Raw genomic sequence first — 23,878 nt, 5'->3', positions numbered from 1 at the left:
ACCTCACCCTAGCCTGCTCCGGTTCCCCGTGTGCCGGGGACCGGCAGGGGCGTGCGGTGCTCCACGGCCACTTCGTCGAACCTTCTGCGCATGTACGACAGATCCTCCAGCAGCCCGGCGGAGGTGACCGGACGGGCCCGCTGGGAACCGGCGATCCGCCCGATCGGCAGCGCCCCGGTCCGCTCCCACAGCAGCCGTCCGTCGTCGCCGATGCGGCCGCGGGTCTCGCCCCGGTTGTCCGGGTGCAGACAGTACGGAATGTCCAGGTAGCCCGCGCGGAAGGCGCGCAGCAGGGCTTCCCCTGTATCCGGGTGGAGGTTCAGCACCGCCTCGATGAGGGCGGCGGCCTCCCGGTAGGTCTGGGTGTCGGCCCCGGGGTCGGGCGCCCGGCCGGTCAGGGCCGCCGCCCGGTCCGCGTACTCCAGCGCCGCCAAGTTCTCCTCGATGGTGGGGATGCGCCGGGACTCGGCCACCGTCTTGACGATCAGCCGCTCGGCCCCGCTCGCCACCGCCAGCTCGGCCGCCTGCCCCAGCAGGCGGTAGGCGCCGTGCTCGGTCACCGGGTACAGACCCATGTAGGCGTACACCACCACGTGCCAGTCGTCGGTGGGCAGCAGTTCGCCGCACAGCCGGCGCAGCGCCGCCACCGCCTCCCGGTCCTGCCCGGGGTGGGTCTGCTGGGCGTAGCTCACGGACACGCTGCGCACCCCGTGCCGGATGAAGAAGAGGGCTTCGAGGACGCTGATGGCGATCAGCTGGCTGGGCGGGCACAGCTGGCCCAGCATGCAGCCGCCGAAGGTCTCCAGGTGCGGTTCCACGCCGCGCTCGCGCAGCTCCGCGAACACCTCGCAGCTCTCCCGCCAGTTCCGTACGGACTCGGCCAGCGGGGTCCGTCCGTAGGGCAGGCAGTACGACACCGGCCCGCCCTCGCTGGCGCCGAGCCCCAGCCGGGTCAGGGTGCGGAAGATGTCGGCGGGTGCGGCGGAGCCGTGCCGCACCTGGACGGGGAAGCCGGGGCCGTCCGCGGCCGAGAGCACCCAGCGGGTGACGGATTCCTCGTGGCTGACGATGGGGTAGCCGTTGAGGTCGCTGCCGTCGCGCAGCGCGCGCTCGACCGCCCGGAGGCGGCCGACCCGGGTGTGGGCGTCGAGTGTGATGGTTCCCACGGTCAGGGCGTCGGCGGCTCTCGTGGCCGCCAGGCCCTCCCGCATCCGCTGCGGGTCGCCGAAGCCCATGCGCGGCTGGACCACCAGGCGTCCTTCTCCCCCGTGGGCGCGGACGAACGCGCCGAACCCCTCGCTCATCCGGCCGGGGCCCGGCCCGCGAGGGCGGGCGGGCCCGCCTGGAGGGAGTGGACGAAGCCGCGGAGGGCGGCGGCGGGGTCGGCGCCGTCGTCGAAGACCGCGTCGAAGCCCGCCGCCATCAGCTCGGCGACCCGTTCGCTGTCCTCGTCCCCGGTGACGCCCAGCTTCCCGCCGACCACCACGGGCGTGGTGGCGAGCGGGTCGGCGGCGCGCAGCCGCCGGATGACGCGCATGCCGTCCTGGTAGCCGTGGCCGTTGACGCTGCTGATCACGACCATGGCGGGGCGGAGGTCACGGCACTCCTCGACCAGGACCTCGTCGGGGACGCAGGGGCCGAGGTTGACCACCCGGTACCCCAGTTCCTCGATCAGCAGTTGCAGGAACACCAGGTTCCAGGTGTGGGCGTCCGAGGCCATCGAGGTCACGACGACCGTCCGGGGGGCGTGGTCCGGCGCCCCGCCCCCGGTGGTGTCCGGCGCCCCGCTCATGCGCCGTCCAGGGGCAGCGGGGAGCGGATGTGCTCGATGCGCGAGACGGAGAGGACCTCGCCGCCGCGGACCACGGCCTCGGCGGGCGCGGGGCGGCCGAGGAACATCAGCAGGCTGGCGGTGGGCCCGTAGGCGCCGGTGTTGGGGATGGCGACGACGTCGCCCTCGCCCAGCTCCGGCAGGTCGATCTCGCGGGCCAGCAGATCGCCGGGGGTGCACAGCGGTCCGGCCAGGGTGCCCTTGCCGGTCACCTCGGCGTCCCCTTCCATCCCTTCTATACGTATCGACACCGGCAGGATCCGGCCGATCCCGGACATGCCGCCGAAGGTGTTGATACCGGCGTCGAGGATGACGAACCGGCGGTCCCGGCTGGTCTTGACGTTGCTCACCGAGGCCAGCAGGGTTCCGCTGTCCCCGACCAGATACCGGCCGGACTCCACGGCGATCCGCAGGTCTCCCCGCCGCCAGCGCGGGAAGCGCAGGTCCAGGGCGGCTTCCAGCTCGCCGCGCAGCTTGGGGTAGGCGTCGCGGGCGCCGTGGCGTCCGTACGGCACGGAGAAGCCGCCGCCGATGTCGAGCAGCCGCAGCTCCACCCCCAGGTCGGCCTCGACCTGGGCGGCCACCTCGATGGTGTGCCGGAACTCCTCGATCAGGGCGTCCTCGTCCTTGGCGTTGCTCTGCGAGAACAGGTGCAGACCGGCGAGGGAGGTGCCGGGTACGGAGCGCAGGCGCGGCGCCAGCTCGGCCACCGTCTCGCTGTCGATGCCGAACTGGGTGGGCTTGCCGGTCATGCGGATGCCGGTGCTGGCGCTCGCGGTGGCGCTGTTGACGCGCAGCAGGCAGTCGGCGACCACGCCGTGGGCGAGGGCCGCCCGACCGATGTGCTCCAGGTCGCCCGGGGATTCGGCGGAGAACGTCCGCACGCCGCGGGCGATGGCCTCGCGCAGCTCCCCGGGCGTCTTGCCGGGCCCGGTATAGAGGATGTCGGCGCCTGTGTATCCGCCGTCCAGGGCGGCGGTCAGCTCGCCCGTCGAGCTGACCTCGGCCTTGCAGGCCGGGCCGTCGCCCTCGCGGAGGGCGCGCACCAGGTCGACGTGCGGGTTGGCCTTGAAGGCGTAGTAGACCTCGGCGCCCTCGGGCAGCCAGCCGAACAGGTCGCGCCGGGCGGCGTCGATCCGGTCCAGGTCGTACACGTACAGCGGGGTGCCGTACCGCCCGGCGAGTTCTTCCAGCGTCTCGTAGCGGCTCACGTCTCGTCCTTCTCGAGCAGGGCCTCCAGCTCCCGGCGGGCGTTCTTGCCGTGCAGGGTGAAGGGGAACTCGGAGAGCACCCGGCAGACGGCCGGCATCCTGGTGTGGTCCAGGCGCTGCATCAGCTCGTCGGTGAGGGTCTGCGCGTCGAGGTCGCTCTCCACGAACAGCGCCAGGTCGTGCCGGTCGCTCGGGGGCAGCGCGGCGGCGGCGCGGACGCCGGGGATGTCCATCGCGGCGCTTTCGATCTCCAGCGTGGACATCCGGAAGCCCTTGCGCTTGAACATGTCGTCGCGGCGGCCCTCGAAGTACAGATAGCCGTCGGCGTCGAGGCTTCCGTAGTCGCCGGTGTGCAGGCGGGGCTCGCCGGTCTCCGGGTCGGGGCGGAAGGTGCGCGCGGTGACCTCGGGGTTGCGCCAGTAGCCGCCCATCACATGGGGGCCGACGGCGACGATCTCGCCGACCTCGCCGGTGGGCACCGGCTGCCCCTCGGGGTCCAGGACCAGCACCCGGGTGCCGGGCAGCGGCAGGCCGACGGAGGCCGGCCGCTCGGTGTCCTCCTCGGGCGGCATGACGGTGATGCGCTTGGCCTCGGTCTGGCCGTACTGGCGCACCACCCGGGCGCCGGGGAAGTGTTCACGGAGCGCGTCGATGGTGGCCTGGGGCAGTGCGGCGCCGGTGTTGGTGAACATGCGCACCGGCGGCGGCTCCCGGCGGTCCCGGCCCGCCAGCGAGGTGATCATCGTGGCGAGGGAGGGGACGATGGGGACGACCGTGACGCCGGTCTCGCGCATCCGCTTGAGCAGGACGAAGTCGGACTCGCCGTCGGCCAGCACGATCGCGCAGCGCGCGGCACAGGTCATCAGGACCTTGTACAGGCCGTAGTCCCAGGACATGGGGAAGCGGCAGAAGACCACGTCGTCCGGCCGGTAGCCCAGCGCCGCGGTCAGCGCCCGGGTGGCGAACGTCACCTGGCGGTGCGGGCTGATCACGGCCTTGGGGGCGGCGGTCGACCCGGAGGTGTAGATCAGGGCGGCGAGGTCGTCGGGCCCGACCGGCTCCGGCTCGGGGCGCGCCCCGGCCTCGTAGCCCTGGCGCACCTCGGCCCACACCTCGGCCAGGTCGTGGACGGGGGCGTCGGCGATGGCGCGCAGCTGCTCGGCCGTCGCGGCGTTCCCGATGACCAGCTTCGGTTCCGCGTCGCGCACCACCGAGCGCAGGTGGAACGGTTTCATGGCCGGGTTCAGCGGTACGAAGACGGCGCCGCGGCGCGCGGCGCCGTGGAACATGGCCACCATCTCGCGGCTGCTGGGCAGCTGGAGGAGGACCCGGTCGCCGCGGCCGATGCCCTGGTCGCGCAGCCAGGCGGCGAACGCGTGGCTGTGGGCGGCGAGTTCGCGGTAGGTCCAGGCGCCGGCCGCGTCCCGGACGGCGGGGGCGTCGGGGGCCCGGTCCACGGCCTCGTCCAGCAGGTCGTGGACGAGCGGTCCCCCTGCGGTGGGGTCGGTTCCAAAGGTGTCTGCGGGTGACGGGGTGGCGGGGCCCGGGGAAGGCGCGTGGCTGTCCAAGGCTGCTCTCTTCACTCGTGGGTGGGCGTGAGGGGGCGGACCGGGCGCCGGGCGGGCGCGAGCTCCCGGCCGATGGCGCGGCGGTCGATCTTCCCGTTGGTGTTGAGGGGGAAGGACTCGAAGCGGGTGAGGGCGTCGGGGACCATGTAGCCGGGCAGGCGGCCGCGCACCGCGTCCAGCAGCGGGCCCGGCTCGGCGGTGTCGCCGGTGTACGCGGCGACGAGCCGGGACTCCCCGCGGGGGCCCGGGACGGCGACCACGACGGCGTCGCGCACCTCGGGGCGGGAGCGCAGCACGGTCTCGATCTCGCCGAGTTCGACGCGGTAGCCGCGCACCTTGACCTGCTGGTCCAGCCGTCCGAGGTGGACCAGGCCGTGGGCGGGGTCATGGCGCACCCGGTCCCCGGTGCGGTACCACAGCTCGTCGCCGGGCGCCGGGCAGTCGGCGACGACGGTGGCGCGGCCGCCGGTGTGCTCGACGAACCGGCCCGCGTTGTCCCGGGGGTCGAGGTAGCCGGGGAAGCGCTGGACGCCCCGTACGCACAGCTCGCCCTCGGTGGCGGGGTGTCCGTCCTCGTCGATCACCAGCGCGTCGAGGCCCGGGTACGGCTCTCCGATGGGCACGGTGTCGCCCTCCCCCAGGTCCGCGGTGGCGTCGAAGCGGTACTGGGTGCAGCTCAGGGTGAGTTCGGTGGGCCCGTACAGGTTCTCCAGCACGCTGCCGGGGGCGGCGGCCTGCCACGCCCGGGCCTGGGCGGCGGTGAGCGGTTCGCCGCAGAACAGGCTCCGGCGCAGCGTGGGCATGCTGCCGGGGGCGAGGTTGCGCAGCCGCATCGCGAAGGAGACGACGGAGGGCACCGAGAACCAGTGGGTGATCCGCTCCCGGTTGACGTAGCGCACCGGCGCCACCAGGTCGTGTTCGTGCGGGACGACGAGGGTGGCGCCCGCGCCCCAGGCGGCGAACAGGTCGAACACCGACAGGTCGAAGGTGAGGTCGAAGGTCTGGGACAGCCGGTCGCCGGGGCCGAGCCCATAGCGGTCGATCACATGGCTGAGGTAGGCGGCCACGTTGCGGTGTCGCACCGGAACGCCCTTGGGGGTGCCGGTCGATCCCGAGGTGAACAGGATGTAGGCGATGTCCTCGGGGTCCGGGGCGGCCTCGGGGAGCGGGGTCTCGGTGGCGTATTCGGCGGCCGGGTCGGCGGTCAGCACCGGCACCGGCAGTCCGGCGGTGTCGCACCCGGGTTCGGCCAGCACCAGGTCGAGGGCGGCGGCCTCGGCGATCGCGGCGTTGCGCGCGGCGGGGAAGCCGGTGCCGAGGGGCACCACGGTGGCGCCGAGCCGCTGGGCGGCGAGGTATCCGGCGTACGCGGTGAGGGTACGGCCCGCCAGCAGGCCGACGCGGGCGGGCGGGGCGCCACCGGCCTCGGCGGTCAGCCGCCGCGCCAGGCGTTCGGCCCGCTCCCGTAGCTCCGCGTAGGTGTGCGCGGTGTCCGCCACTTCGAGCGCCACCGCGTCGGGGTGGCGCCGCGCCGTGTCCGCGAACCACGCGTACAGGCTGCGGTCAGTCGTCATCGTTCCCGTCCCCGAGTCGTTCGACGGTGTCCAGCAGCCGGGCGAACGCCTTGTCGACCAGGGCGTGGCGGGGCCTGCCCCGGGCGGCGGAGGCCACGGCGAACCGTGCGGCGCGGGGCAGTTCCTCCCAGGCGGTGGCGGCCTCGGCCCGCGCGGCGGCGTCGCCGGGGGTGCGCTGGGCGAGCCGGAAGCGCTGGTGGCGGGCGGCGGTCCACAGGTCGTCGGCGTGCCGGGCCAGCGCCTCGTCGTCGCCGCACACCCGCTCCGCGACCGCGCGCAGGGCGGGGACCACGCCGTGGATCCAGGTGCCCTCGGGCTCGTCGGCCTCGTGGGTGCGGGGCGGCAGCGCGGTGCGCTCCAGCCAGCGGTAGCCGGTGGTGGGCGGCAGGGCGGTGCGCTCCCCCAGCGCGTAGCGGTCCCGGTTGACGGCCACCGGGGTGATGTCCGCGAGCGGGGTCAGCAGCCCGCGCAGCTCGTGGTCGTCCAGCAGCCCGGTGTGCGGGGCGTGTTCGCCGTGCGGGGTGAGGGCCGCGAAGTCGTCGCGTACGGACCACTTGCCGTCGGCGAGGCCGCGGAGCAGTACCCAGTGCGGGGTCTCGGCCCGCTCATGGGCCGGTGACCACGGGATGTGCCGGGTGTTGCCGACGGCCAGCACCCGGCCGCAGCGCCGCAGTTCGGCGGCGAGCGCGTCCCGTGTCCGGTCCCAGTCGTCGGCGCCCCGGTAGGCCATCCCGTGGCCGTCGGCGCCCACGTCCACCCGGGTGTGGTGGGAGAACGCGAGCCCGCCGCCGGGCGGATCGGTGCGCACCGACAGCCGGATGGCGGCCGCGAGGTCCGCGGCGATGCCGGGGGCCTGGGGCCGCAGATAGGCCACCAGGTTCGCGGTGTAGCAGCTCAGCTCCCATGGCTCGCTCATGTGGCCTCCTGGTGGTTCGGTGTGCGGCGGGCCCCGCCGGGTGCCCGGGTCATGGGGTCAGTTCGTTCAGTACGGTGTCGAGGCGGCCCGCGACGGTGTCGAGGACGACCTCGGTGGCGCCGCCGCCGATGGCGAACACGGCGGCCTCGGCGCGCAGTTGCTGGATTCCTCCGGTGCCGAAGCCGTCGGCCCCCTGGAGCTGGGCGCAGGTGGTCATCACGCGGTCCACGGTGGTGCCGGAGGCGGCCTTGAGGACGGCGGCGGCGGTGGCGTCGTGGCCGTCGGCGATCCGGTCGCACGAGGCCGTCCACAGCGCGTGCAGGGAGCTGACCTGGACGGCGCAGTCGGCCAGCCGCTGGCGTACGCTCGCCGACTCCCGCAGCGGGGTGTCGTCCACCTGCCGCGCGCGCAGCCGCCGGTCGGTGTCGGCGATGGCGCCGCGGCACAGCTCGATGGCCCAGGCCGCGGAGGCCAGCCGCTCGACGGCCAGGTGGCGGGCGAAGAGGGCGAGCCCGCGGCCGGTGCGGCCGAGGAGGTGGTCGCGGGAGAGCACGACGCCGGACAGCTCGAGGTGGCCGACGCCGGAGCCCTCGAACAGCTCGGTGGCGGCGGGGCGGACGGTGACGCCGGGCGCGGTCAGCGGGACCAGTACCCAGGTGAAGTTGGTGAAGTGGCGGCCGGGCCGGTGGCGGGCCAGCACCAGGGCGTGGTCGGCGGTGAGGGCCGAGGTGACCCAGCGCTTGGTCCCGTTCACGGTCACCCGGTCGCCGTCGAGGTCGACGGTGGTGGTGAGCGCGGTGAGGTCCGATCCGGCCTGTTCGTCGGTGGCGGCGAGCGCGAGCAGCGCCCGGCCGCCGAGGGCGGCGTCCCGTACCGCGGTGGCGGTGGGGGCCTGGGCCGTCTCGGTCAGCAGGGGCAGGGCGGTGGCGAGCTGCACCAGCAGGGCCAGCACGGTGCCCTGCGGGCCGCGCGCGGCGGCCTCGGCCAGCAGCCGCCGCAGGGTCCTCGGGTCCACCCGGCCGGTGGGCCGGGGCCCGTACAGCTCGGCGAGCGCCCCGGCCCCGGCCAGCTCCGCGACGGCCTGCCGGGCGTCGGCCTGCCGGGCGTCGGCTCCGGACACCGCGGGTGCGGGCACCGGCCGGGTCTGCGCGTCAGGCAAAACGGACCTCCGCGTCCAGCAGCGCGAGCTTGCCGTCGGCCAGGTGGAGCCGGTCGTTGCTGTAGTTCAGGGCGGCCGAACGCAGGTCGCGCAGGGCCCGTTCGAGGCCGGTGGGCGAGCCCTTGAGGTAGCCGTGGCGCAGGCCGACGGCGTCGATCAGGTCCTCCACCGCCCGGTGGCACTCCTCCGATGCGGTGATCTTGAGGCTGTTGATCAGCATCTGGTAGCGGGGCCGGGACAGGTCGTCGCCCTCGGCACGCACCCGGGTGACGACCTCGGCGGTGTGCCGCATCAGGGCGTGCACGGTCTCCAGCCGCTGCCGGGCCCGCGAGAGCCGGGTCATCAGCAGCTCGGAGTCGAGGTTGGCGCCCTTGCGGCCGTCGGGGCTGCGCAGCAGCCGCAGCACCCGGGACAGGGCGCCGCTCGCGGTGCCCAGCCAGCTGGCCGCCCAGCCCAGATGGGCCAGCGGGCCGAAGGTGTTGAGCACGACCGTGCGGAACTGCCCGTGCTCGCCGACGACTTGGTGCTCGGGGATGCGGCCGGTGAGCCGGAGCGCGGTGCTGTGGCTGGCCCGCATGCCCAGCGGGTTCCAGTCGCCCGAGGGGGTGATGGTGAGCTGGTCGCGGTGGGCGTACACGAGCGAGACGTCGCCCGCGGAGCGGGCCTCGGGGCTGCGCATGGTGATGAGGAAGCCGTCGGCGTGCTCGCCACCGGTGACGATCGGCGCGAACCGGTCGATGTCCAGTCCGTCGTCCTCGGCGGTGAGTCCGGCGGTGGCGGTCAGCAGATGGCCGCCCTTGCCCGCCTCCGTGGTCACCGAGGCCAGATACATCCGCCCGGCGGCGACCAGCGGCAGCAGTTCGCCCGCGAGCCGGGGTCCGGCGTGGTGTACGACGCCCGCCACCTGCTGGCAGTGCATCGAGAAGATCATCGCGACCGACATATCGGCCCGGCCGAGCTCCATGGTGATGTCCAGCAGCTCGTCCAGGCCGCCGCCGAGCCCGCCGTACTCGGTGGGCACCAGCAGCCCGAGCAGTCCGGTGGCGCGCAGTTCGTCCAGCACGGCGACCGGGAACCGCGCGGCCTCGTCGGTCTCCTCGGCGTGCTTCGCGGCCAGGGCGCGGACCTGTTCGACGGCCGGGAGGAGGTCCGTACGGGGACCCTGCCCGGTGGCGCCGCTCATACGGCGTCCGCCGCCGGGGCGGTGTCGGAGCCCTGGCCGCCGAGCTGGCCGGACAGCGCGTCCCACAGCTTGCCCGCGGTGCTGAAGGTCTCCTCGGTCAGCTGCTCGTCCGGCAGTTCCACCCCGTAGGTGTCCTCCACGGACAGCATCAGCTCGATGGCCTGCATCGAGTCCAGGCCGTACTCGCGCAGCGGGGTGTCGGCCGTCAGTTCACGGTCCCCCAGGTAGGGGAGGTAGGGCGTGAGCAGTTCGGTGAAGCGGGCGTCCACGGCGTGGGCCACCTTTCTGAGGTCTTCGGCGTCGGTCGCGGGGACCGGTCAGCGGTCGGCGAGGGCGCGGTGCACCAGGCCGCACAGGTCGTCGATGCGGTGCAGCTTCTCCGGTACGAGGTCGTCCGGCCCGAACTCCACGGCGAACGCGGCCTCCAGGCCCTCCACGATCTCGACCATGCGCAGGCTGCTGAACTCCGCGAGGCCCGTCAGTTCGGTGTCGGGCACGAGGTGTTCGTCGAGGGCGAGGACGGAGGCGACGACCGCGCGCACGGTGGGGCGCAGCTCGTCGTTCCCGGCGGCGGCGCCACCTGGCTCGGCGGCCGGTCCGCCGCCGGTCAGCGCGGTCGCGTCGGCGCGCAGCACCTCGGCGGCTCGGGCGAGCAGCTCGGGGGGTTCGGCGCGGCCGCGCGCGACCCGCCGGAAGGTGAGGTACGCGTGCTCCACGACGCCGTCCCAGCGGGCCAGGTGCTCGGCGGCGGCCGGGTCGACCGCGGCCTCGGGCCCGCCCGCGGCGTACTGGGCGTGCAGCTTGCGGGCGCGGGCCAGCAGCCACGTCTCCAGAGTGAACCGCTCCAGCGCTGCGGTGCGGTCGGGGTGTTCGGCGTAGGCACGCAGGTACTGCGCCGCGCGGTCGGCGTCGAGGTCGGCGGCCGGGCGGGGCGCGGGGCCGAGCGGGCGCGGGGCGAGGTGCAGCAGCTCGACGCCCTGCGGATCCGCGGCGAGGATCGCGGCCAGTTCGTCGCGGCCGTAGGTGTGCGTCCCGGGCCTGGCCTTCCCCCACTGGGTGTCGTTGTGGTAGCCGTCGGTCACCCGGACCGTGTCGCCGTCCGCGCCCGGCTCCACCAGGAAGCTGTGCTCGACGTGCTGGTGTCCGAAGTAGGGCACCCACGGCAGGTAGTGGGCGTCGGCCACCACGTAGACGGGCCCGCCGGCGGTGATGACCGGGCGGTCCACGCCGCTGAAGCGGGTGGTGACGGTCAGGCCCAGCAGCTCCGCGGCATCGGCGAGATGGTCGTCCAGCGTCGGCTCGACGGTGGGCAGACCGCCCGGCCCGGGGCGCGGCGCGAACCGCAGCCGGGCGCCGAGGCGCAGATGGGTGCCGGGGCCGTGGTGCCGGTCGGCGAGCAGGGCGAGGTTGACCTGGAGGCAGTCCAGCAGGTCGGCCCGGACCGTGTCGGCGGTGTCCGCTCCGGCGCTCACTTCGGGGCCTCCTCGGCGGGGAGGGACACCAGCTCCACGAGGTCGCGCACGGTCTTGAGGCTGCGCCCGGCGAACAGGTCGTCGGGGACGGCGGAGCCGAACTCGTCCTCGATCCGGGTGAGGATGCCCAGCAGCGCCATGGAGCTGACGTTCAGCAGGGGGCCCGCCAGGGGTTCGTCGTCGGGCACGGCGGACGGCTCGACGGCGGCCCTGGCCTCGGTGATCACGATGTCCTTGACGGTGGCGAAGACGTCGTCCCGGTCGCGTGTCACTGGGCGTCGCTCCACGAGGGCTGCTCGACGACGGTCAGCACGGCGGAGGAGCAGATCCACCCCGGGCCCTGGGAGGTCAGCAGGACGTTGTCACCCGGCTCCAGACCGCCGGTGCGCGCCAGGTGTTCGAGGGTGATGAACATGTCGGCGCCGCCCGAGTGGCCGACCTTCGCCCCGTACTCGGCGCACAGCCGGTCGGAGGGGATGCCGAGGGGCCGCATGAGCGCCTGCTCGATCATGCGGTTGTCCACGTTGATGGTGACCACTTTGGTGATGTCGGAGGCCGTCAGACCCGCGTCGACCAGGGAGTCGTTGATGATGCCCAGGTCGAACTTGAAAAAGCTCTCGAAGAGCCGCGGCAGCTCCATCACATTGTCGACGAAATACTGGGAGCGCTCGCCCAGGTTGAAGTGATTCGTTTCGCCGCCGCGGGGCGGGAGAAGGGACTCCTGACCCCGGTGCCATGCCTCCAGCTCATGCAGCGTACCGGAGTTCAGGGACCGGACCTGGGCGAATCCACCGGTGCCGTTGACGACCGCGGCGGCGGCCCCGTCGGAGTAGATGGAGTTGGTCCCGAAATCCTTCCACCGGTTGAACTGCGGACTGCTGAAGTTCGACGCGGTGGTGATGAGGACATGCTCGCTCTTCGCGGCACCGGTCAGCTGGCCGATGGCCACCTGGAGTGCACCCAGCATGCCGTTGCAACCCTGCTGGATGTCGAAGGACGCGATGTTTCCGGTGCCCAGCTCGCGCAGGATGTATCCGGGGGCGTAGGCGCCTTCGGGAACCTGGTAGTAGACGCTGCCGTGAATGTGCCCGTCGAGGGTCTCGGTGGTCGCGGTGGACCGCTCGATGGCGCTGCGAGCTGCGGCGACGGCCATGTCCACGGCCGGGGTGTCCCCCGCGACATGGGTGCCGGTCAGCCCGCCGGCCTTGAACTCCGCCCGCTGCTCGTCGCCGATCCCCTCGGCGTCGTCAACGCTCACCCATTCCGGAAGATACACACCGACCGAGCTGATGTAGACACCGTCTACTCGCATTCCGGCTTCCCTTCTTGCTCACCACGCGCGTTACATGGACCGTGCTTTTGGACAAAAGGAGGCATGCGGCGGCAGCACGCGCCAGGAATCCGCTGGATTCGTCGCATGCGAAAGACCGGTCGGCCGGTCGAGGAACCCCGTTTCGATACTGCTGCTACACCCCGTTGGCCGGACGCGGTCCGGCGCTTTCAGTACCCCAGTTCAGTACTGGTCGAGTACCAGCTAAATCGTACCCCGACAGAGTGTCAAGTTACCATCGCCTCCTGCCCTTTCGGACGGACTCGGCAGTTTTCCGGTGAGGAGAAGCAGTGGTTGCGCATATCGATCCGACCGCGGACGTGCACAAGAACGCCGACGTGGGTGAGAGCACAACGGTGTGGGGCCTGACGCATATCCGCGAGGGCGCCTCGGTGGGCGGCGACTGCTCCATCGGCCGCGGCGTGTACATCGGCCCGGGCGCCTCCCTCGGCGACGGCTGCAAGGTGCAGAACCACGCCCTGGTCTACGAACCGGCCCGGGTGGCGGACGGGGTCTTCATCGGCCCCGCCGCCGTCCTCACCAACGACTCCTACCCCCGCGCCATCACCCCCGAGGGCAAGCCGAAGGACGCCGACGACTGGACCCCGGTCGGGGTCACCGTCCGCCGCGGCGCGTCCATCGGCGCCCGGGCCGTGTGCGTGGCGCCGGTGACCATAGGCCGCTGGGCCATGGTCGCCGCGGGCTCGGTCGTCACCCGCGACGTCCCCGACTTCGCCCTGGTCGCCGGTGTCCCCGCCCGCCGGGTGAAGTGGGTGGGACGGGCCGGAGCGCCCCTGGAGGACGCCGGGGACGGCCACTTCGTCTGCCCGCGCACCGGGGAGCGCTACACCGAGACCGACGGCACGCTGCACCCCGACGACCCGCATCTGACGTGATCCGGCGCGGTGTCCGGACGCGACCGCGTCCGGACACCCGCACACCGCGCTCAGCACAGCGTGTTCAGGCAGGCCAGCAGGGTGCGGGCCTGCACGCTCACGAAGTGCCCGTGCCGTACGAGACCGGACAGCTGCTCCACGGTGAACCAGGCGCAGTCCGGGGGCGGTTGGAGGGGGAACCTCTCGTCCGCTGCCACGATCAGATGGCGGCTGACCGCGTTCAGGAAGCGTCCCCCCTCCTCCGAGTGCACGGCGTCGTACAGGATCCGGGACGGTGCGGCCGACAGCACCTCGTCCAGCAGCGGCGGCCGCGGGTCCGGCTGGTCGCCGTCCGGCGGGTAGTTGTCCGGGGTGCACTGCACGGTCGGGCCCAGCTCCACGGCGTCGCGGAAACCCGGCTCCGGCCGCGCCCGCATCAGCACGTGCCGCACCCCGCCGATGTCGCGGACCACGAAGGCCACCACGCCCGGGCCGCGGGGCGCGAACAGCGGCTGGCACCAGCCGCCCACCTCCCGGCTCCCGGCCCGCACCGACACCGTCACCACCTGGAAGTACCGGCGGTCCGGCCGGGCGATCTCCTCGCCGTCCCGCCGCCAGTCCGCCACCTCGGCCAGCGGCATCCGGGACACCTCGATCTCCCGTTCGCTGCGCTGCCCGGTGAACCAGCTCAGCAGCTCGGGGGTCGGCGTGTGCGCCAGTCCCCCGCCGTCCTCGCGCGCGCCGGGCAGGAAGGGCGTCAGGCACGACAGCACCGTGCGCGCGTCCATGTTGACCACGTTGTCCCGCGCCAGCAGCTCATGGATCTGCCCGAGCGTGAGCCAGCAGAAGTCGTCCTCCGCGGGGACGTCCTCGTCGGTCTCCACCACCATGTTGCGGTTGCTCTTGCGGTAGAACCACGAGCCGTGCTCGGACTGGAGCACATCGGCGACGACCCGTCCGCGCCGCGCCCCGGCGAAGTACTCCAGGTAGCGCACCGGCGCACCCTGGTGGACCCGGGTGTAGTTGCTGCGGGTGGCCTGCACGGTGGGCGAGAGCTGGAGCAGATCGGGGTTGCCGGGCTCCATCTTGGCCTGCATCAGGAAGTGCGGCACCCCGCCGATGTCCTTGACCAGGATGCCGAGGACACCGATCTCCGGCTGACGGATGATGGGCTGCTGCCACTGCCGTACCGGACCGTCGCCCCGGCGCACGTCCAGCCCCTCGACGGTGAAGAACCGCCCGCTGCGGTGTCCCAGGTTGCCGGTGGCCGGGTCGAAGGCCCAGCCGTCCGCCTCGGCGAACGGCACCTGCTCCACCCGGAAGGGGTGCGCCCGGCGGCGCCCCTCCAGCCAGGTGTCGAACTCCGCGGTGGGCAGCAGCGTCCCGTCCCGCTCCCGGGCGGAGCGGGCCAGCCGGGCGGGCAGCTCCGGGTCCTCGCCGGGGCGCAGGTCCGCGGTGCGCGGCGCGGTGGCCGCGGTCATACGGCCGCTCCCGCGCGCTCCTTGAGCGGCTTCCACCAGGCCGGGTTGTCCCCGTACCAGGCGACGACGTCGGCCAGGCCCCGGTCGAAGTCCACGGCCGGAGCGTAGCCCAGCTCGGCCCGTATCTTGCCGTCGTCCAGCGCGTAGCGCAGGTCGTGGCCCTTGCGGTCGGCCACCTGGCGCACCCGGTCCCCGGACGCGCCGCACAGCTCCAGCAGCGCGTCGGTGATCTGGCGGTTGGTCCGCTCGTTCCCGCCACCGATGTGGTAGATCTCGCCGGCTCTGCCTCCGCTCAGAACCAGCTGGATGCCCGCGCAGTGGTCCTGGACGTGGACCCATTCGCGGACGTTGGAGCCGTCGCCGTACAGCGGCACCGTGTCGCCGCTGAGCAGGCTGGTGACGAACAGCGGGATCAGCTTCTCCGGGTGCTGGTGGGGCCCGTAGTTGTTGGAGCAGCGGGTGATGGACACGTCCAGCCCGTGGGTGCGCCAGTACGAGCGGGCGATGAGGTCGCCGGACGCCTTGGACGCGGCGTACGGGGAGTTGGGCGCGAGCGGCCACTCCTCGGTCCACGCGCCGCGCTCGATCGAGCCGTACACCTCGTCGGTGGAGATGTGCACGACCCGCTCCACGCCGCTCAGCAGGCAGCCCTCCAGCAGGGTCTGGGTGCCGAGCACATTGGTGCGCACGAACGCCGACGGGTCCTCGATGGAGCGGTCCACGTGTGATTCGGCGGCGAAGTTCACCACCGCGTCGTGGCCGGGCAGCAGCTCGCGCAGCAGCCCCGCGTCGCAGATGTCGCCCCGGACGAAGTCCAGCCGGTCGTGGTGTGCGGGCAGGTTGGTGCGGTTGCCCGCGTAGGTGAGCTTGTCCAGCACCGTCACCGAGGCGTCCTCGTACCCGGCGTAGCCGCCGTCGAGGAGGGTGCGGACATAGGCCGAGCCGATGAATCCGGCGCCCCCGGTCACCAGGATCCTCACGCGGCCACCTCGATCCGGGCGTGGTCGCCGACGACGAGCCGGTGGCCGTCGGCCGGGGCCGAGGTGACGCTGGCGTCCCGGCCGATGACCGAGGCGTGCACCGAGCCGACGTTCGTCACGGTCGCGCCGTCCTGGACGATGGTGTACCCGACGCCGGTCCCGCTCAGCACGCAGTCCCGGCCGATCGCGGTGTGCGGGCCGATGTCGCTGTCCTCGACCAGGGCCCCGGCGCCGATGACCGCGGGTCCGACGATGCGGCTGCGGACGATCCGCGCGCCCTCCTCGACCACGACCGCGCCGATCAGCTCGCTGGCGTCGTCGACCTCGCCGCGCACCGACGGCTTGAGCCGGTCGAGGAGTTCCCGGTTGCACTCCAGGACGTCGTCCACCCGCCCGGCGTCCTTCCAGAAGCCGCGGTAGACCCGGGCCCGGACGTCCGCGCCGGAGGACACCAGCCACTGGATGGCGTCGGTGATCTCCAGCTCGCCGCGGTCGCCGGCGCCGATGGCGGCGACGGCCTCGTGGATGGCGGGGGTGAAGAAGTACACGCCGACCACCGCCAGGTCGCTGACCGGCGACTCGGGCTTCTCCACCAGGCGCACCACCCGGCCGTCCGCGGCCACCTCGGCGACCCCGAAGGCCCGCGGGTCGGCCACCTGGTGCACCACGACCTGGGCGTCGGGGCGTTCGGTGCGGAAGTCCCGGGCCAGTTCGGTGACGCCGTCGGGCAGCATCTGGTCGCCCAGGTACATCACGAAGTCGTCGTCGCCGAGGAAGTCGCGGGCGATGGCCACGCAGTGGGCGAGCCCGTGCGGCGCGTCCTGCGGGATGTAGGTGATCTTCACGTCGAGGTCGGAGCCGTCGCCGAGGACGCCTTCGATCATCTCCGACCGGTCGCCGACCACCACGCCGACCTCGGTGATCCCCAGGGCCCGCAGCCCCTCGACCACATGGACCAGGACCGGCTTGTTGGCCACCGGGATGAGCTGTTTGGGCATGGAGTGGCTGAACGGCCGCAGCCGCAGCCCCATGCCTCCGGACAACACCAGTGCCTTCATCGTGTGCCTCCTAGAGCGTGGTCAGGACGTCGCGCAGAGCACCGATCACGGTGTTCTGGAGGTCCGGGGGAAGGGACGGGTACATGGGCAGCGAGAAGATCTCCTCGGCCAGCGCCTCGGTGACCGGCAGCGACCCCTTGGCGTAGCCGAGGTGTTCGAACCCGGCCATGGTGTGCACCGGCCACGGGTAGCTGATGTTCAGGGAGATGTCGTACGCGCTCTTGAGCCGCTCGATGATGCGGTCGCGCTGCGGGTGGCGCACCACGTACACGTAGTACACGTGCTCGTTGCCGGGGCTGGTGGCGGGCAGCTGGAGGCCGCCCGGCCCGGTCAGGTCGGCCAGGCCCTCCTCGTAGCGGCGGGCCACGGCGCGGCGCCCGTCGATGTAGCCGTCGAGGCGGGTGAGCTTGCGGCGCAGGATCTCGGCCTGCACCTCGTCCAGGCGGCTGTTGTGGCCGGGCATCCGGACGACGTAGTACCTCTTCTCCATGCCGTAGTAGCGCAGCCGCCGCAGCGCCGCGTCGGCCTCGTCGCTGCCCGTGAGGACGGCGCCGCCGTCGCCGTACGCGCCCAGCACCTTGGTCGGGTAGAAGGAGAACGCGGCGATGTCGCCCATGGAGCCGGCGATCCGGCCGTGGTGGCGGGCGCCGTGCGCCTGGGCGCAGTCCTCCACCAGGGCGAGCCCGTGCTCGGCGGCCAGCGCCTCCAGCGGCGCCATGTCCACGCACTGGCCGTACAGGTGCACCGGCAGCAGCGCCTTGGTGCGCGGGGTGATGGCGGCGGCCACCTGGTCGGTGTCCATCAGGTAGTCCTCGGGCCTGATGTCCACGAAGACGGGGGTGGCGCCGGTGCCGTGGATGGCCACGACGGTGGGCGCGGCGGTGTTGGAGACGGTGATCACCTCGTCCCCGGGGCCGACGCCCATCGCCTCCAGGGCGAGCTTGACGGCGTTGGTGCCGTTGTCGACGCCGGTGCAGTGGCGCACACCGTGGTAGTCGGCGAACTCCGACTCGAAGCCGCTGACGCTCGCGCCGAGCACCAGGCTTCCCGAGCTGAAGACGGTGTCGACCGCGTCGAGGATGTCCTTGCGCTCGTCGTGGTATTCCGGCAGGTAGCCCCAGACGTATGTGGTCATGGGTGGTTCAGCCTCCAAGGCCGTGTGGGAGAGGGATGTCCGGGTGTCAGCGGGCCTGGTCGGCCCAGGATTCGATGAGGTCGCAGGCCGTCTCCACGCCCCGGTCGCGGCGTACGCGCTCGCCGGTCCGGGCGGCCTGTTCGGCGAGCCGGGGGTCGTTGACCACGGTGTGCACGGCCTGCCGCAGCTGGGCGGCGGTCATCTTCTGGAACGGCACCGGGGGCGCGGCCACGCCGAGTTCGGCCAGCCGGTCCGCCCAGTACGGGCCGTCGGCCCAGCACGGCACGGTCAGCTGCGGCACCCCGGCGCGCAGCGCGTCGGCCGTGGTGCCGAAGGCGCCGCCGTGGATGACCGCGGCCACCTTCGGGAACAGCCAGCCGTAATCCACCTCCGGCACCCGGAACACCTCGTCGGAGCCGGTCCCCTCGGGCCCGCCCACCACGATCAGCCGCCGCCCGGCGTGCCGTACCGCGTCGCGCACCAGGTGGAAGGTCCGCTCGCCGTACACCGGCCAGGCGCTGCCCAGGGCCAGCAGCAGGGGCGTGGAGCCGCTGTCGAGGAAGTCCACCAGGTCGGCCGGGGGCTCCTCCTCGGGGCGTTCCCAGATCCAGTAGCCGGTGACATGGGTGTTGGCGGGCCAGTCGTTCGGCGGCGGCAGGAAGCTCGGGCTGTACGGATACAGCACGGGCTGCTCGGTGCCGAGCCCGCCCATCGGCGACTTCTTCAGGGGCGGCAGCCCGCGGCGGGCGCGGAACCCGTTGACCGCGGGGCGGTGCCAGGCCGCCCACTCCATCTGGGCGGACATGGCGTGGGTGAACTTCGTGTACAGCGGCCCGAGCGGCAGGTCGGGGGTCTTGTACGCGCGGAACTCCCGGGTGGCGGTGATCGGCCACCAGGACACCGTGCCCCACGGCCTGTCGAGCCCGGCGAAGCCGCAGGCGCGGGTGATGAGCGAGGTCAGCGTGAAGTCGGCGCCCTCGGCGGCCTCCTGCATCTTCTCCACGGCGTCCACGAACTCGTCCTTGCCGGGGCGCTCCATGGCCATCGCCGTGCGGATCGAGGACGAGCTCTTGCGGATCGACTTGATGACCGCCGGGTTGGAGAAGTGGTCGGTGGTCCGGCCGGGTATCTCACGGAATTCCAGCCCGGCCTGCTCCACCATGGCCTTGAAATCCAGGGCGGTGGCCACGGTGACGTCGTGCCCGCGCTTGCGCAGCCCGATCCCGAGCGCCACGAAGGGATGGACGTCGCCGCGCGTCCCGAATGTCTGCAAGGAAACCTTCATCGAACCCTCTGCGTTTTCTTCCGATACCACTGGACGGTGTCGAGGAGGCCGTCTTTCAGGGAGCGCGGCGTGAAATCGACAACGCGGTGGAAATTGTCCAGATCGAGTGCCCGCCTGGCCGCGCCCACGGGCTTGTCCGGATCGAAACGGACCCGGTTCTTCGTATGTCCGGCCGCCTCGGCCACCAGATAGGCCAGATCGCGGATGGAAACCGACTCGGACGTGCCGAGGTTGAGGGTTTCGCAGGTGCCCGACCGGACCATGCACAGGATCGCGCGGACGACGTCCTGTACGTGGATGAAGGTGCGCAGCTGGCTGCCGTCGCCCCAGATCTCGATGTCCTGCCCGGCCGCCAGCTTCATCAGCATGTTCGGGATGACGTGGTTGGTGGTGGTGTCGAAATCGTCACGCGGGCCGTACACATTGGTGGGGCGCGGCGTGTAGATGTTCATTCCGAACTGCTTGCGGTACAGGTCCGCCAGCACCTCGGTGAACATCTTCGACATCCGGTAGCCATTCGGCGAGAACTCCATGTGGCGACGGTGGTCGTCCTCTTCGCGCATGGGTTCCGTGCCGTCGTACGAGTAGATCTCGGCCGAGCTGATCAGCACCACGTCCGGAATGCGGCAGTGGCGGGCCAGGTTGAGCACATTGGAGACGATGCGCATGTTCTCGTCGAGCATCCGGCCCGATTCCTCGAGCAGGAACTGCATATTGCCGTCGAGCGTGGCGCAGTTGACGACCGCGTCGACGCGCGGCACCGCGGCGGCGACGGCCAGCAGCGCGTCGTAGTCGAGGGCGTCGATCCGCAGCGCCGTCAGCGACGGGGAGGCCGGAAGCTCGGCCAGCACCTCCGGCTTCTCCGTGCGGTACACGCACAGCACGTGCGCGCCCCGGCCCACCAGTTCCTCGACCATGTGCGAGCCGATGAAGCCCAGTCCCCCGGTGACCAGGACGGTCTTCCCGGCCCAGTAGTCCGCCGCCATATCAGACCCGCTCCGCGTACGTCTCGATCGCGTCGGCGGCGCGGGCCGCCCCGCCGTCCGCGCGGACGCTCTCCGACATGGCGGCCACCCGCCGCTGGATCTCCGGGTCCTCGGCCGCGCTGCGCACCGCGGCGCGCAGCGCCTCCGGGGTGACCTCCTGGCGGGCGATCCGCACCCCGAGACCCAGCTCGGCGATCCGACGCGCGGTGAAGTCCAGCTCCACGGACTGCGCCACGGCCACCATGGGCGTACCGGCGGACAGCGACTCCATCGCGCTGCGGATGCCGCCGTGGGTCACGAAGACCCGGGCGTGCTCCAGCACCGCGAGCTGCGGCACCCGCCGGTGCACCTCGACGTTGGGCGGCAGCGGGCCGAGGTCCGCGGGGTCGACGTGGTCGCCGACCGCCATCACCACGTGCCAGGGCTCGTCCGCGAACGCCTCACGGCACGCCCGGTAGAAGTCCGGGCGCTCGTTGAACAGCGTGCCCAGCGCGATCAGCAGCACCGGCGCCCCGCTGTCCGGCGGGCTCCACGGGGCCCGCTCGGCCGGGTCGGCCAGGCTCGGGCCGACGAACACATAGCGGTCGTCGAAGGTGTCCGCGGCGGGCTGGAAATCCCGGCCCACGCACACCAGATTGAGCCCTTCGGACGCGGCGAGGAAATCCTCGGGACCGGGCGCGGACAGCCCGTGACCGGCCCGGAACTCCCCCAGTTGCGCACCGAATTCCAGCAGCGCCGGATGCTGCGGGTCGACCGGCGGGAATTCGTTCGCCACCGCCTGGAGGACCGAGAAGTGCTCGTTCGAGGCGAGCAGCGGAATGAACTGCGCGGCCCGCCGCCGCCATTTCTCGGCGAGCGCCCGCCCGGCGAAGTTCAGCAGCGTGTCGTACACCACCAGATCGGGCAGATCGGCGGCGAGTTCCCGCTCCGCGGCGTTCGCGGCCGCGATGTTCTCGCGGAGGATCTGAAGCGGCCCCTTCGCCATCTCCTCGGCCGTCATATCGGCCGGAACGCTCCGGTTCGCGGGCCAGACCGAGGCGTACTCCACGGCCCGGGCACCGGCCGCCACCAGCGGCTCGACGAATTGCGGCGCCGTGACACAGGTGATCCGATGCCCCCTGCCGACCAGGTCGGCAACCATCGGGAGAAGGGGATTCACATGTCCCTGATAGGGAGCGACGAAGAACGCTATGTGCTTCTTCAAAGGTGTGACTCCAGTTCTTATTCGTCGGCTCAGCCTATTTCTTCGAGCCACTTCTCGACAACGCTCGCAGTGTTCTCCGCGTGCTGTTCCACAATGGTGAAGTGGTCGCCCGGCACTTCCCGTGCCGTATGACTCAATTTCCACTCGACATTGAGCATGCGAGCGTCTTCCGGGGCGCCGGAGGGAGCCGGTACCGGCTCGGTGGCGCGCACCAGCAGCGTGGGGGTTTTGATGGGCTCGGGCTGCCACTGGCCCAGAATGCGGTGATAGCCGCCCATGGCCGTCAGCCGGGTGTCGTTCATGATGCCGCCGCCCAATTTCTCCTCGCGGTCGAAGACCACGCCCAGCGCCGACACCGCGACCTCCAGGTTGGTCTCGTCGTCCTCCGGCCAGGGCACGTCCAGCAACGCCAGGGCGGCGGGCGGGGTGCCGAGGCTCTCCAGGTGCTCGGTGACGGCGTGCGCGATGTGCCCGCCCGCCGAGTGCCCCAGGAGCACGAACGGCTCGTCACCGGCGGCGCGCCGCAGCGACTGGGCGTGCAGCTCGGCCAGGGCGTGCATGTCGGCCGGGACTCTCTCGCCGTGCAGGAAACCCGGCTGGGGCAGCACCGTCACGTCCCGGTGGCCCCGGAAGTGTTCCGCGAAGCGCGTGTACTGCTGCGGGCCCGCCGTCGCCACCACGGCCGGGAGGCAGAACAGCCCCGGCCGCGCCTCTCCCACGGCCATCCGGACCGGCTCGGGCAGGTGCGCGGCCGCCGAGGCGGCTTCGAAGGCGTCCCGGAAGTTCGAGGCCGCCATGATCAGGTCGTTGCCCGCGGTGAACTTCCCGGTGGCGTACGCCTGCCGGAACATCGCCTCGATGCCACCGGCCCCGGACGCCTCCGACCCGCCCGGTCGGCTCAGCTCCCGCTGGAGATGGGTGACCGCGGCCGTCGGCTTGGTGTGCTCGAAGAGGAACGCGGTCGGCAGCCGCAGCCCGGTCGCCGCGCTGAGCCGGTTGCGCAGGTCCACCGACATCAGCGAGTTGAACCCCTGCTCGAAGAAGCCGCGGTGCAGGTCCACGGTCCCGGGCTCGGCGTGTCCGAGGACCGCGGCCGTCTCGGCGCGCACCAGGTCGGAGAGCACCCCGATCTGCTCGGCGTGCCCGAGCCCGGCCAGCCGTCGCACCAGCGCCGGTTCGTCCGTGGCACCGGGCGCCGCGGCGGCGGTCCGCCGGGCCGGGCGGCCCCGCGTCACCGTACGGACGCCCTCGTGGCCAGCTTCCTGGCCTGCGGGCAGCGTCCCGGTGCCACCGGGCAGTGCCTCGGAGCCGCCGGGCAGTGCCTCGGGGTCCAGCCGGGTCAGGGCGAGTTCGGCCACCGATGCCACGGCCGCGCCGGTCGCGTCGGCCAGCGCCACCGAGAACGTGTCCGGCTCCCCGCCACCGCTGATCCGCACCCGCAGCGCCGAGGCGCCGGACGCGTGCAGCGCGACCCTGCGCCAGGACGACGGGAGCCACAGCGGCCCGGTGCCGTCCTCGCCGGTGCCCATGACGTGACGCGCCGCGTCCAGGGCGGCGTCGAGCAGCGCCGGGTGCAGGCCGTAGCGAGCCGCCTCCGCCTGTTGCTCCTCCGCCAGGCCCACTTCGGCGAACACCACGCCGTCGGCGCCCTTCCACAGGCCGTCCAGCGCGTCGGTGTCCACCGCGACCGCCCCCGCGGGCGGCCAGGCCACCAGGTCCCAGTCCGCCGCCGTACCGTCGCCGGTGGCCAGCACACCCGTGGCGTGGCAGGTCCACGGGGCGTCGGACGCCTCGTCCTCGGGCCGTGCGTGGACGCCGAGGGCACGGCGGCCCGCCGCGTCCGGCTCCGCCACGCTCACCCTGAGCTGCACGCCGCCCCGGGCGGGCAGCACCAGCGGGGTACGGAGGGTCAGCTCCTCCAGCATCTCGCACCCGACCTCGTCCCCGGCCCGTACGGCCAGCTCCACGAAGGCCGTTCCGGGCAGCAGCGCGGCGGTGTGCCCCTCCGCCGCGGCGAGCCAGGAGTGTCCCTGCGCGGCCAGCCGACCGGTGAACACGATGCCGTCCGTGTCCGGCAGCTCCACCGCCGCGCCCAGGAGGGGGTGTTCGGCCGGGAGCAGGCCCGCCGAGGCCATGTCCCCGGTGGCGGCGGCGTCGAACGTCAGCCAGTAGCGGCGGCGCTGGAAGGCGTACGTGGGCAGGTCCACCCGGGAGGCGCCCGTGTCCGCGAAGACCCGCGTCCAGTCGACGTCCACGCCCCGGACCCACAGCTCGGCCAGCGACATCAGGAAGCGGTCGAGGCCACCGTCGTCCCGGCGCAGCGTGCCCGCCACCACCGGGGTGGCCGTGCGCGCGGCGCCCTCCAGCACCTCCTGCACGCTCACGGTCAGCACCGGGTGCGCGCTGACCTCGACGAACGCCCCGTACTCCTGCTCGGCCAGCGTCTCGACGGCGGACTGGAAACGCACGGTCTGCCGCAGGTTCCGGTACCAGTACCCGGCGTCCAACTCCGTCGTGTCCAGCCACTCATGGGCCACCGTCGAGAAGAACGGCACCTCGCTGGTCTGCGGACGGACCTCCGCCAGCACCCGGGCCAGCTCTTCTTCGATCAGCTCGACGTGCGAGGTGTG

Annotated in this window: 21 protein-coding genes; 1 reads left to right on the top strand and 20 read right to left on the bottom strand. The window is 72.7% G+C overall.

What is annotated here, in order from left to right; translation table 11 throughout:
* Nucleotides 1-8: 8 nt before the first annotated feature.
* The 12 genes from LCH29_RS38145 to LCH29_RS38090 form a co-directional block, all read right to left on the bottom strand.
* Nucleotides 9-1,304, bottom strand: coding sequence for a methylaspartate mutase (locus LCH29_RS38145; RefSeq protein ID WP_446466267.1), 1,296 nt, complete (start codon nucleotides 1,302-1,304; stop codon nucleotides 9-11).
* A complete protein-coding gene (locus LCH29_RS38140) occupies nucleotides 1,301-1,792 on the bottom strand; it encodes a cobalamin B12-binding domain-containing protein (RefSeq protein ID WP_446466266.1) in 492 nt (163 codons plus the stop codon). Before LCH29_RS38140 ends, LCH29_RS38145 begins: the two co-directional genes overlap by 4 nt.
* Nucleotides 1,789-3,042 carry a type III PLP-dependent enzyme gene (locus tag LCH29_RS38135; RefSeq protein ID WP_446466265.1) on the bottom strand — a complete coding sequence of 418 codons (1,254 nt, stop codon included), beginning with the start codon at nucleotides 3,040-3,042 and terminating at the stop codon, nucleotides 1,789-1,791. The genes LCH29_RS38140 and LCH29_RS38135 overlap by 4 nt, the downstream gene beginning before the upstream one ends.
* On the bottom strand, nucleotides 3,039-4,499 hold the full coding sequence (locus LCH29_RS38130) for an AMP-binding protein (protein ID WP_446466288.1): 1,461 nt from the start codon (nucleotides 4,497-4,499) through the stop codon (nucleotides 3,039-3,041). Before LCH29_RS38130 ends, LCH29_RS38135 begins: the two co-directional genes overlap by 4 nt.
* A gap of 122 nt (nucleotides 4,500-4,621) precedes the next feature.
* Complete coding sequence (locus LCH29_RS38125) at nucleotides 4,622-6,184, bottom strand: amino acid adenylation domain-containing protein (protein ID WP_446466264.1); 1,563 nt, start codon at nucleotides 6,182-6,184, stop codon at nucleotides 4,622-4,624.
* Nucleotides 6,174-7,100: a hypothetical protein gene (locus LCH29_RS38120; protein ID WP_446466263.1), complete on the bottom strand. Its 927-nt coding sequence runs from the start codon at nucleotides 7,098-7,100 to the stop codon at nucleotides 6,174-6,176. Before LCH29_RS38120 ends, LCH29_RS38125 begins: the two co-directional genes overlap by 11 nt.
* A 49-nt stretch (nucleotides 7,101-7,149) precedes the next feature.
* Nucleotides 7,150-8,259 (bottom strand): acyl-CoA dehydrogenase family protein, encoded by a 1,110-nt coding sequence (locus LCH29_RS38115; protein WP_446466262.1) that lies wholly within the window; start codon nucleotides 8,257-8,259, stop codon nucleotides 7,150-7,152.
* Nucleotides 8,252-9,442 carry an acyl-CoA dehydrogenase family protein gene (locus LCH29_RS38110; RefSeq protein WP_446466261.1) on the bottom strand — a complete coding sequence of 397 codons (1,191 nt, stop codon included), beginning with the start codon at nucleotides 9,440-9,442 and terminating at the stop codon, nucleotides 8,252-8,254. The genes LCH29_RS38115 and LCH29_RS38110 overlap by 8 nt, the downstream gene beginning before the upstream one ends.
* Nucleotides 9,439-9,711 (bottom strand): acyl carrier protein, encoded by a 273-nt coding sequence (locus tag LCH29_RS38105; protein WP_009715027.1) that lies wholly within the window; start codon nucleotides 9,709-9,711, stop codon nucleotides 9,439-9,441. Before LCH29_RS38105 ends, LCH29_RS38110 begins: the two co-directional genes overlap by 4 nt.
* 48 nt (nucleotides 9,712-9,759) lie before the next feature.
* Nucleotides 9,760-10,914, bottom strand: coding sequence for an acyl carrier protein (locus LCH29_RS38100; RefSeq protein WP_446466260.1), 1,155 nt, complete (start codon nucleotides 10,912-10,914; stop codon nucleotides 9,760-9,762).
* Complete coding sequence (locus LCH29_RS38095; protein WP_446466259.1) at nucleotides 10,911-11,186, bottom strand: acyl carrier protein; 276 nt, start codon at nucleotides 11,184-11,186, stop codon at nucleotides 10,911-10,913. The genes LCH29_RS38100 and LCH29_RS38095 overlap by 4 nt, the downstream gene beginning before the upstream one ends.
* Nucleotides 11,183-12,226, bottom strand: coding sequence for a 3-oxoacyl-ACP synthase III family protein (locus tag LCH29_RS38090; protein WP_446466258.1), 1,044 nt, complete (start codon nucleotides 12,224-12,226; stop codon nucleotides 11,183-11,185). Before LCH29_RS38090 ends, LCH29_RS38095 begins: the two co-directional genes overlap by 4 nt.
* 308 nt (nucleotides 12,227-12,534) lie before the next feature.
* Here LCH29_RS38090 and LCH29_RS38085 point away from each other — a divergent pair, with 308 nt between their 5' ends.
* Nucleotides 12,535-13,140, top strand: a complete 606-nt coding sequence (locus LCH29_RS38085; RefSeq protein WP_446466257.1) for an acyltransferase — start codon at nucleotides 12,535-12,537, stop codon at nucleotides 13,138-13,140.
* 50 nt (nucleotides 13,141-13,190) lie between these two features.
* Here the strand turns inward: LCH29_RS38085 and LCH29_RS38080 are convergent, their stop codons facing one another.
* The 8 genes from LCH29_RS38080 to LCH29_RS38045 all read right to left on the bottom strand — a co-directional run.
* Nucleotides 13,191-14,600 carry an NDP-hexose 2,3-dehydratase family protein gene (locus LCH29_RS38080; protein WP_446466256.1) on the bottom strand — a complete coding sequence of 470 codons (1,410 nt, stop codon included), beginning with the start codon at nucleotides 14,598-14,600 and terminating at the stop codon, nucleotides 13,191-13,193.
* Nucleotides 14,597-15,580, bottom strand: coding sequence for a dTDP-glucose 4,6-dehydratase (gene rfbB / locus LCH29_RS38075; protein ID WP_446466255.1), 984 nt, complete (start codon nucleotides 15,578-15,580; stop codon nucleotides 14,597-14,599). The genes LCH29_RS38080 and rfbB overlap by 4 nt, the downstream gene beginning before the upstream one ends.
* Nucleotides 15,577-16,638, bottom strand: a complete 1,062-nt coding sequence (locus tag LCH29_RS38070) for a glucose-1-phosphate thymidylyltransferase (RefSeq protein WP_446466254.1) — start codon at nucleotides 16,636-16,638, stop codon at nucleotides 15,577-15,579. The genes rfbB and LCH29_RS38070 overlap by 4 nt, the downstream gene beginning before the upstream one ends.
* Nucleotides 16,639-16,648: 10 nt before the next feature.
* A complete protein-coding gene (locus LCH29_RS38065) occupies nucleotides 16,649-17,773 on the bottom strand; it encodes a DegT/DnrJ/EryC1/StrS family aminotransferase (RefSeq protein WP_446466253.1) in 1,125 nt (374 codons plus the stop codon).
* Nucleotides 17,774-17,819: 46 nt separating this feature from the next.
* Nucleotides 17,820-19,046 (bottom strand): glycosyltransferase, encoded by a 1,227-nt coding sequence (locus LCH29_RS38060; RefSeq protein ID WP_446466252.1) that lies wholly within the window; start codon nucleotides 19,044-19,046, stop codon nucleotides 17,820-17,822.
* Nucleotides 19,047-19,054: 8 nt separating this feature from the next.
* The gene (locus tag LCH29_RS38055; RefSeq protein WP_446466251.1) at nucleotides 19,055-20,044 is read right to left on the bottom strand and encodes an NAD-dependent epimerase/dehydratase family protein; all 990 of its coding nucleotides are present in this window, start codon (nucleotides 20,042-20,044) and stop codon (nucleotides 19,055-19,057) included.
* A 1-nt stretch (nucleotide 20,045) separates the two neighbouring features.
* Entirely contained in the window at nucleotides 20,046-21,299 is a 1,254-nt protein-coding gene (locus LCH29_RS38050) for a macrolide family glycosyltransferase (protein ID WP_446466250.1), read from the bottom strand.
* Nucleotides 21,278-23,878 (bottom strand): thioesterase domain-containing protein (locus tag LCH29_RS38045; protein ID WP_446466249.1); only part of this gene is annotated, 2,601 nt, incomplete at its 5' end. The genes LCH29_RS38050 and LCH29_RS38045, both read right to left, overlap by 22 nt.

Source organism: Streptomyces sp. BRA346, assembly GCF_052851135.1.
This window is presented reverse-complemented; position numbering and strand designations above follow the sequence as displayed.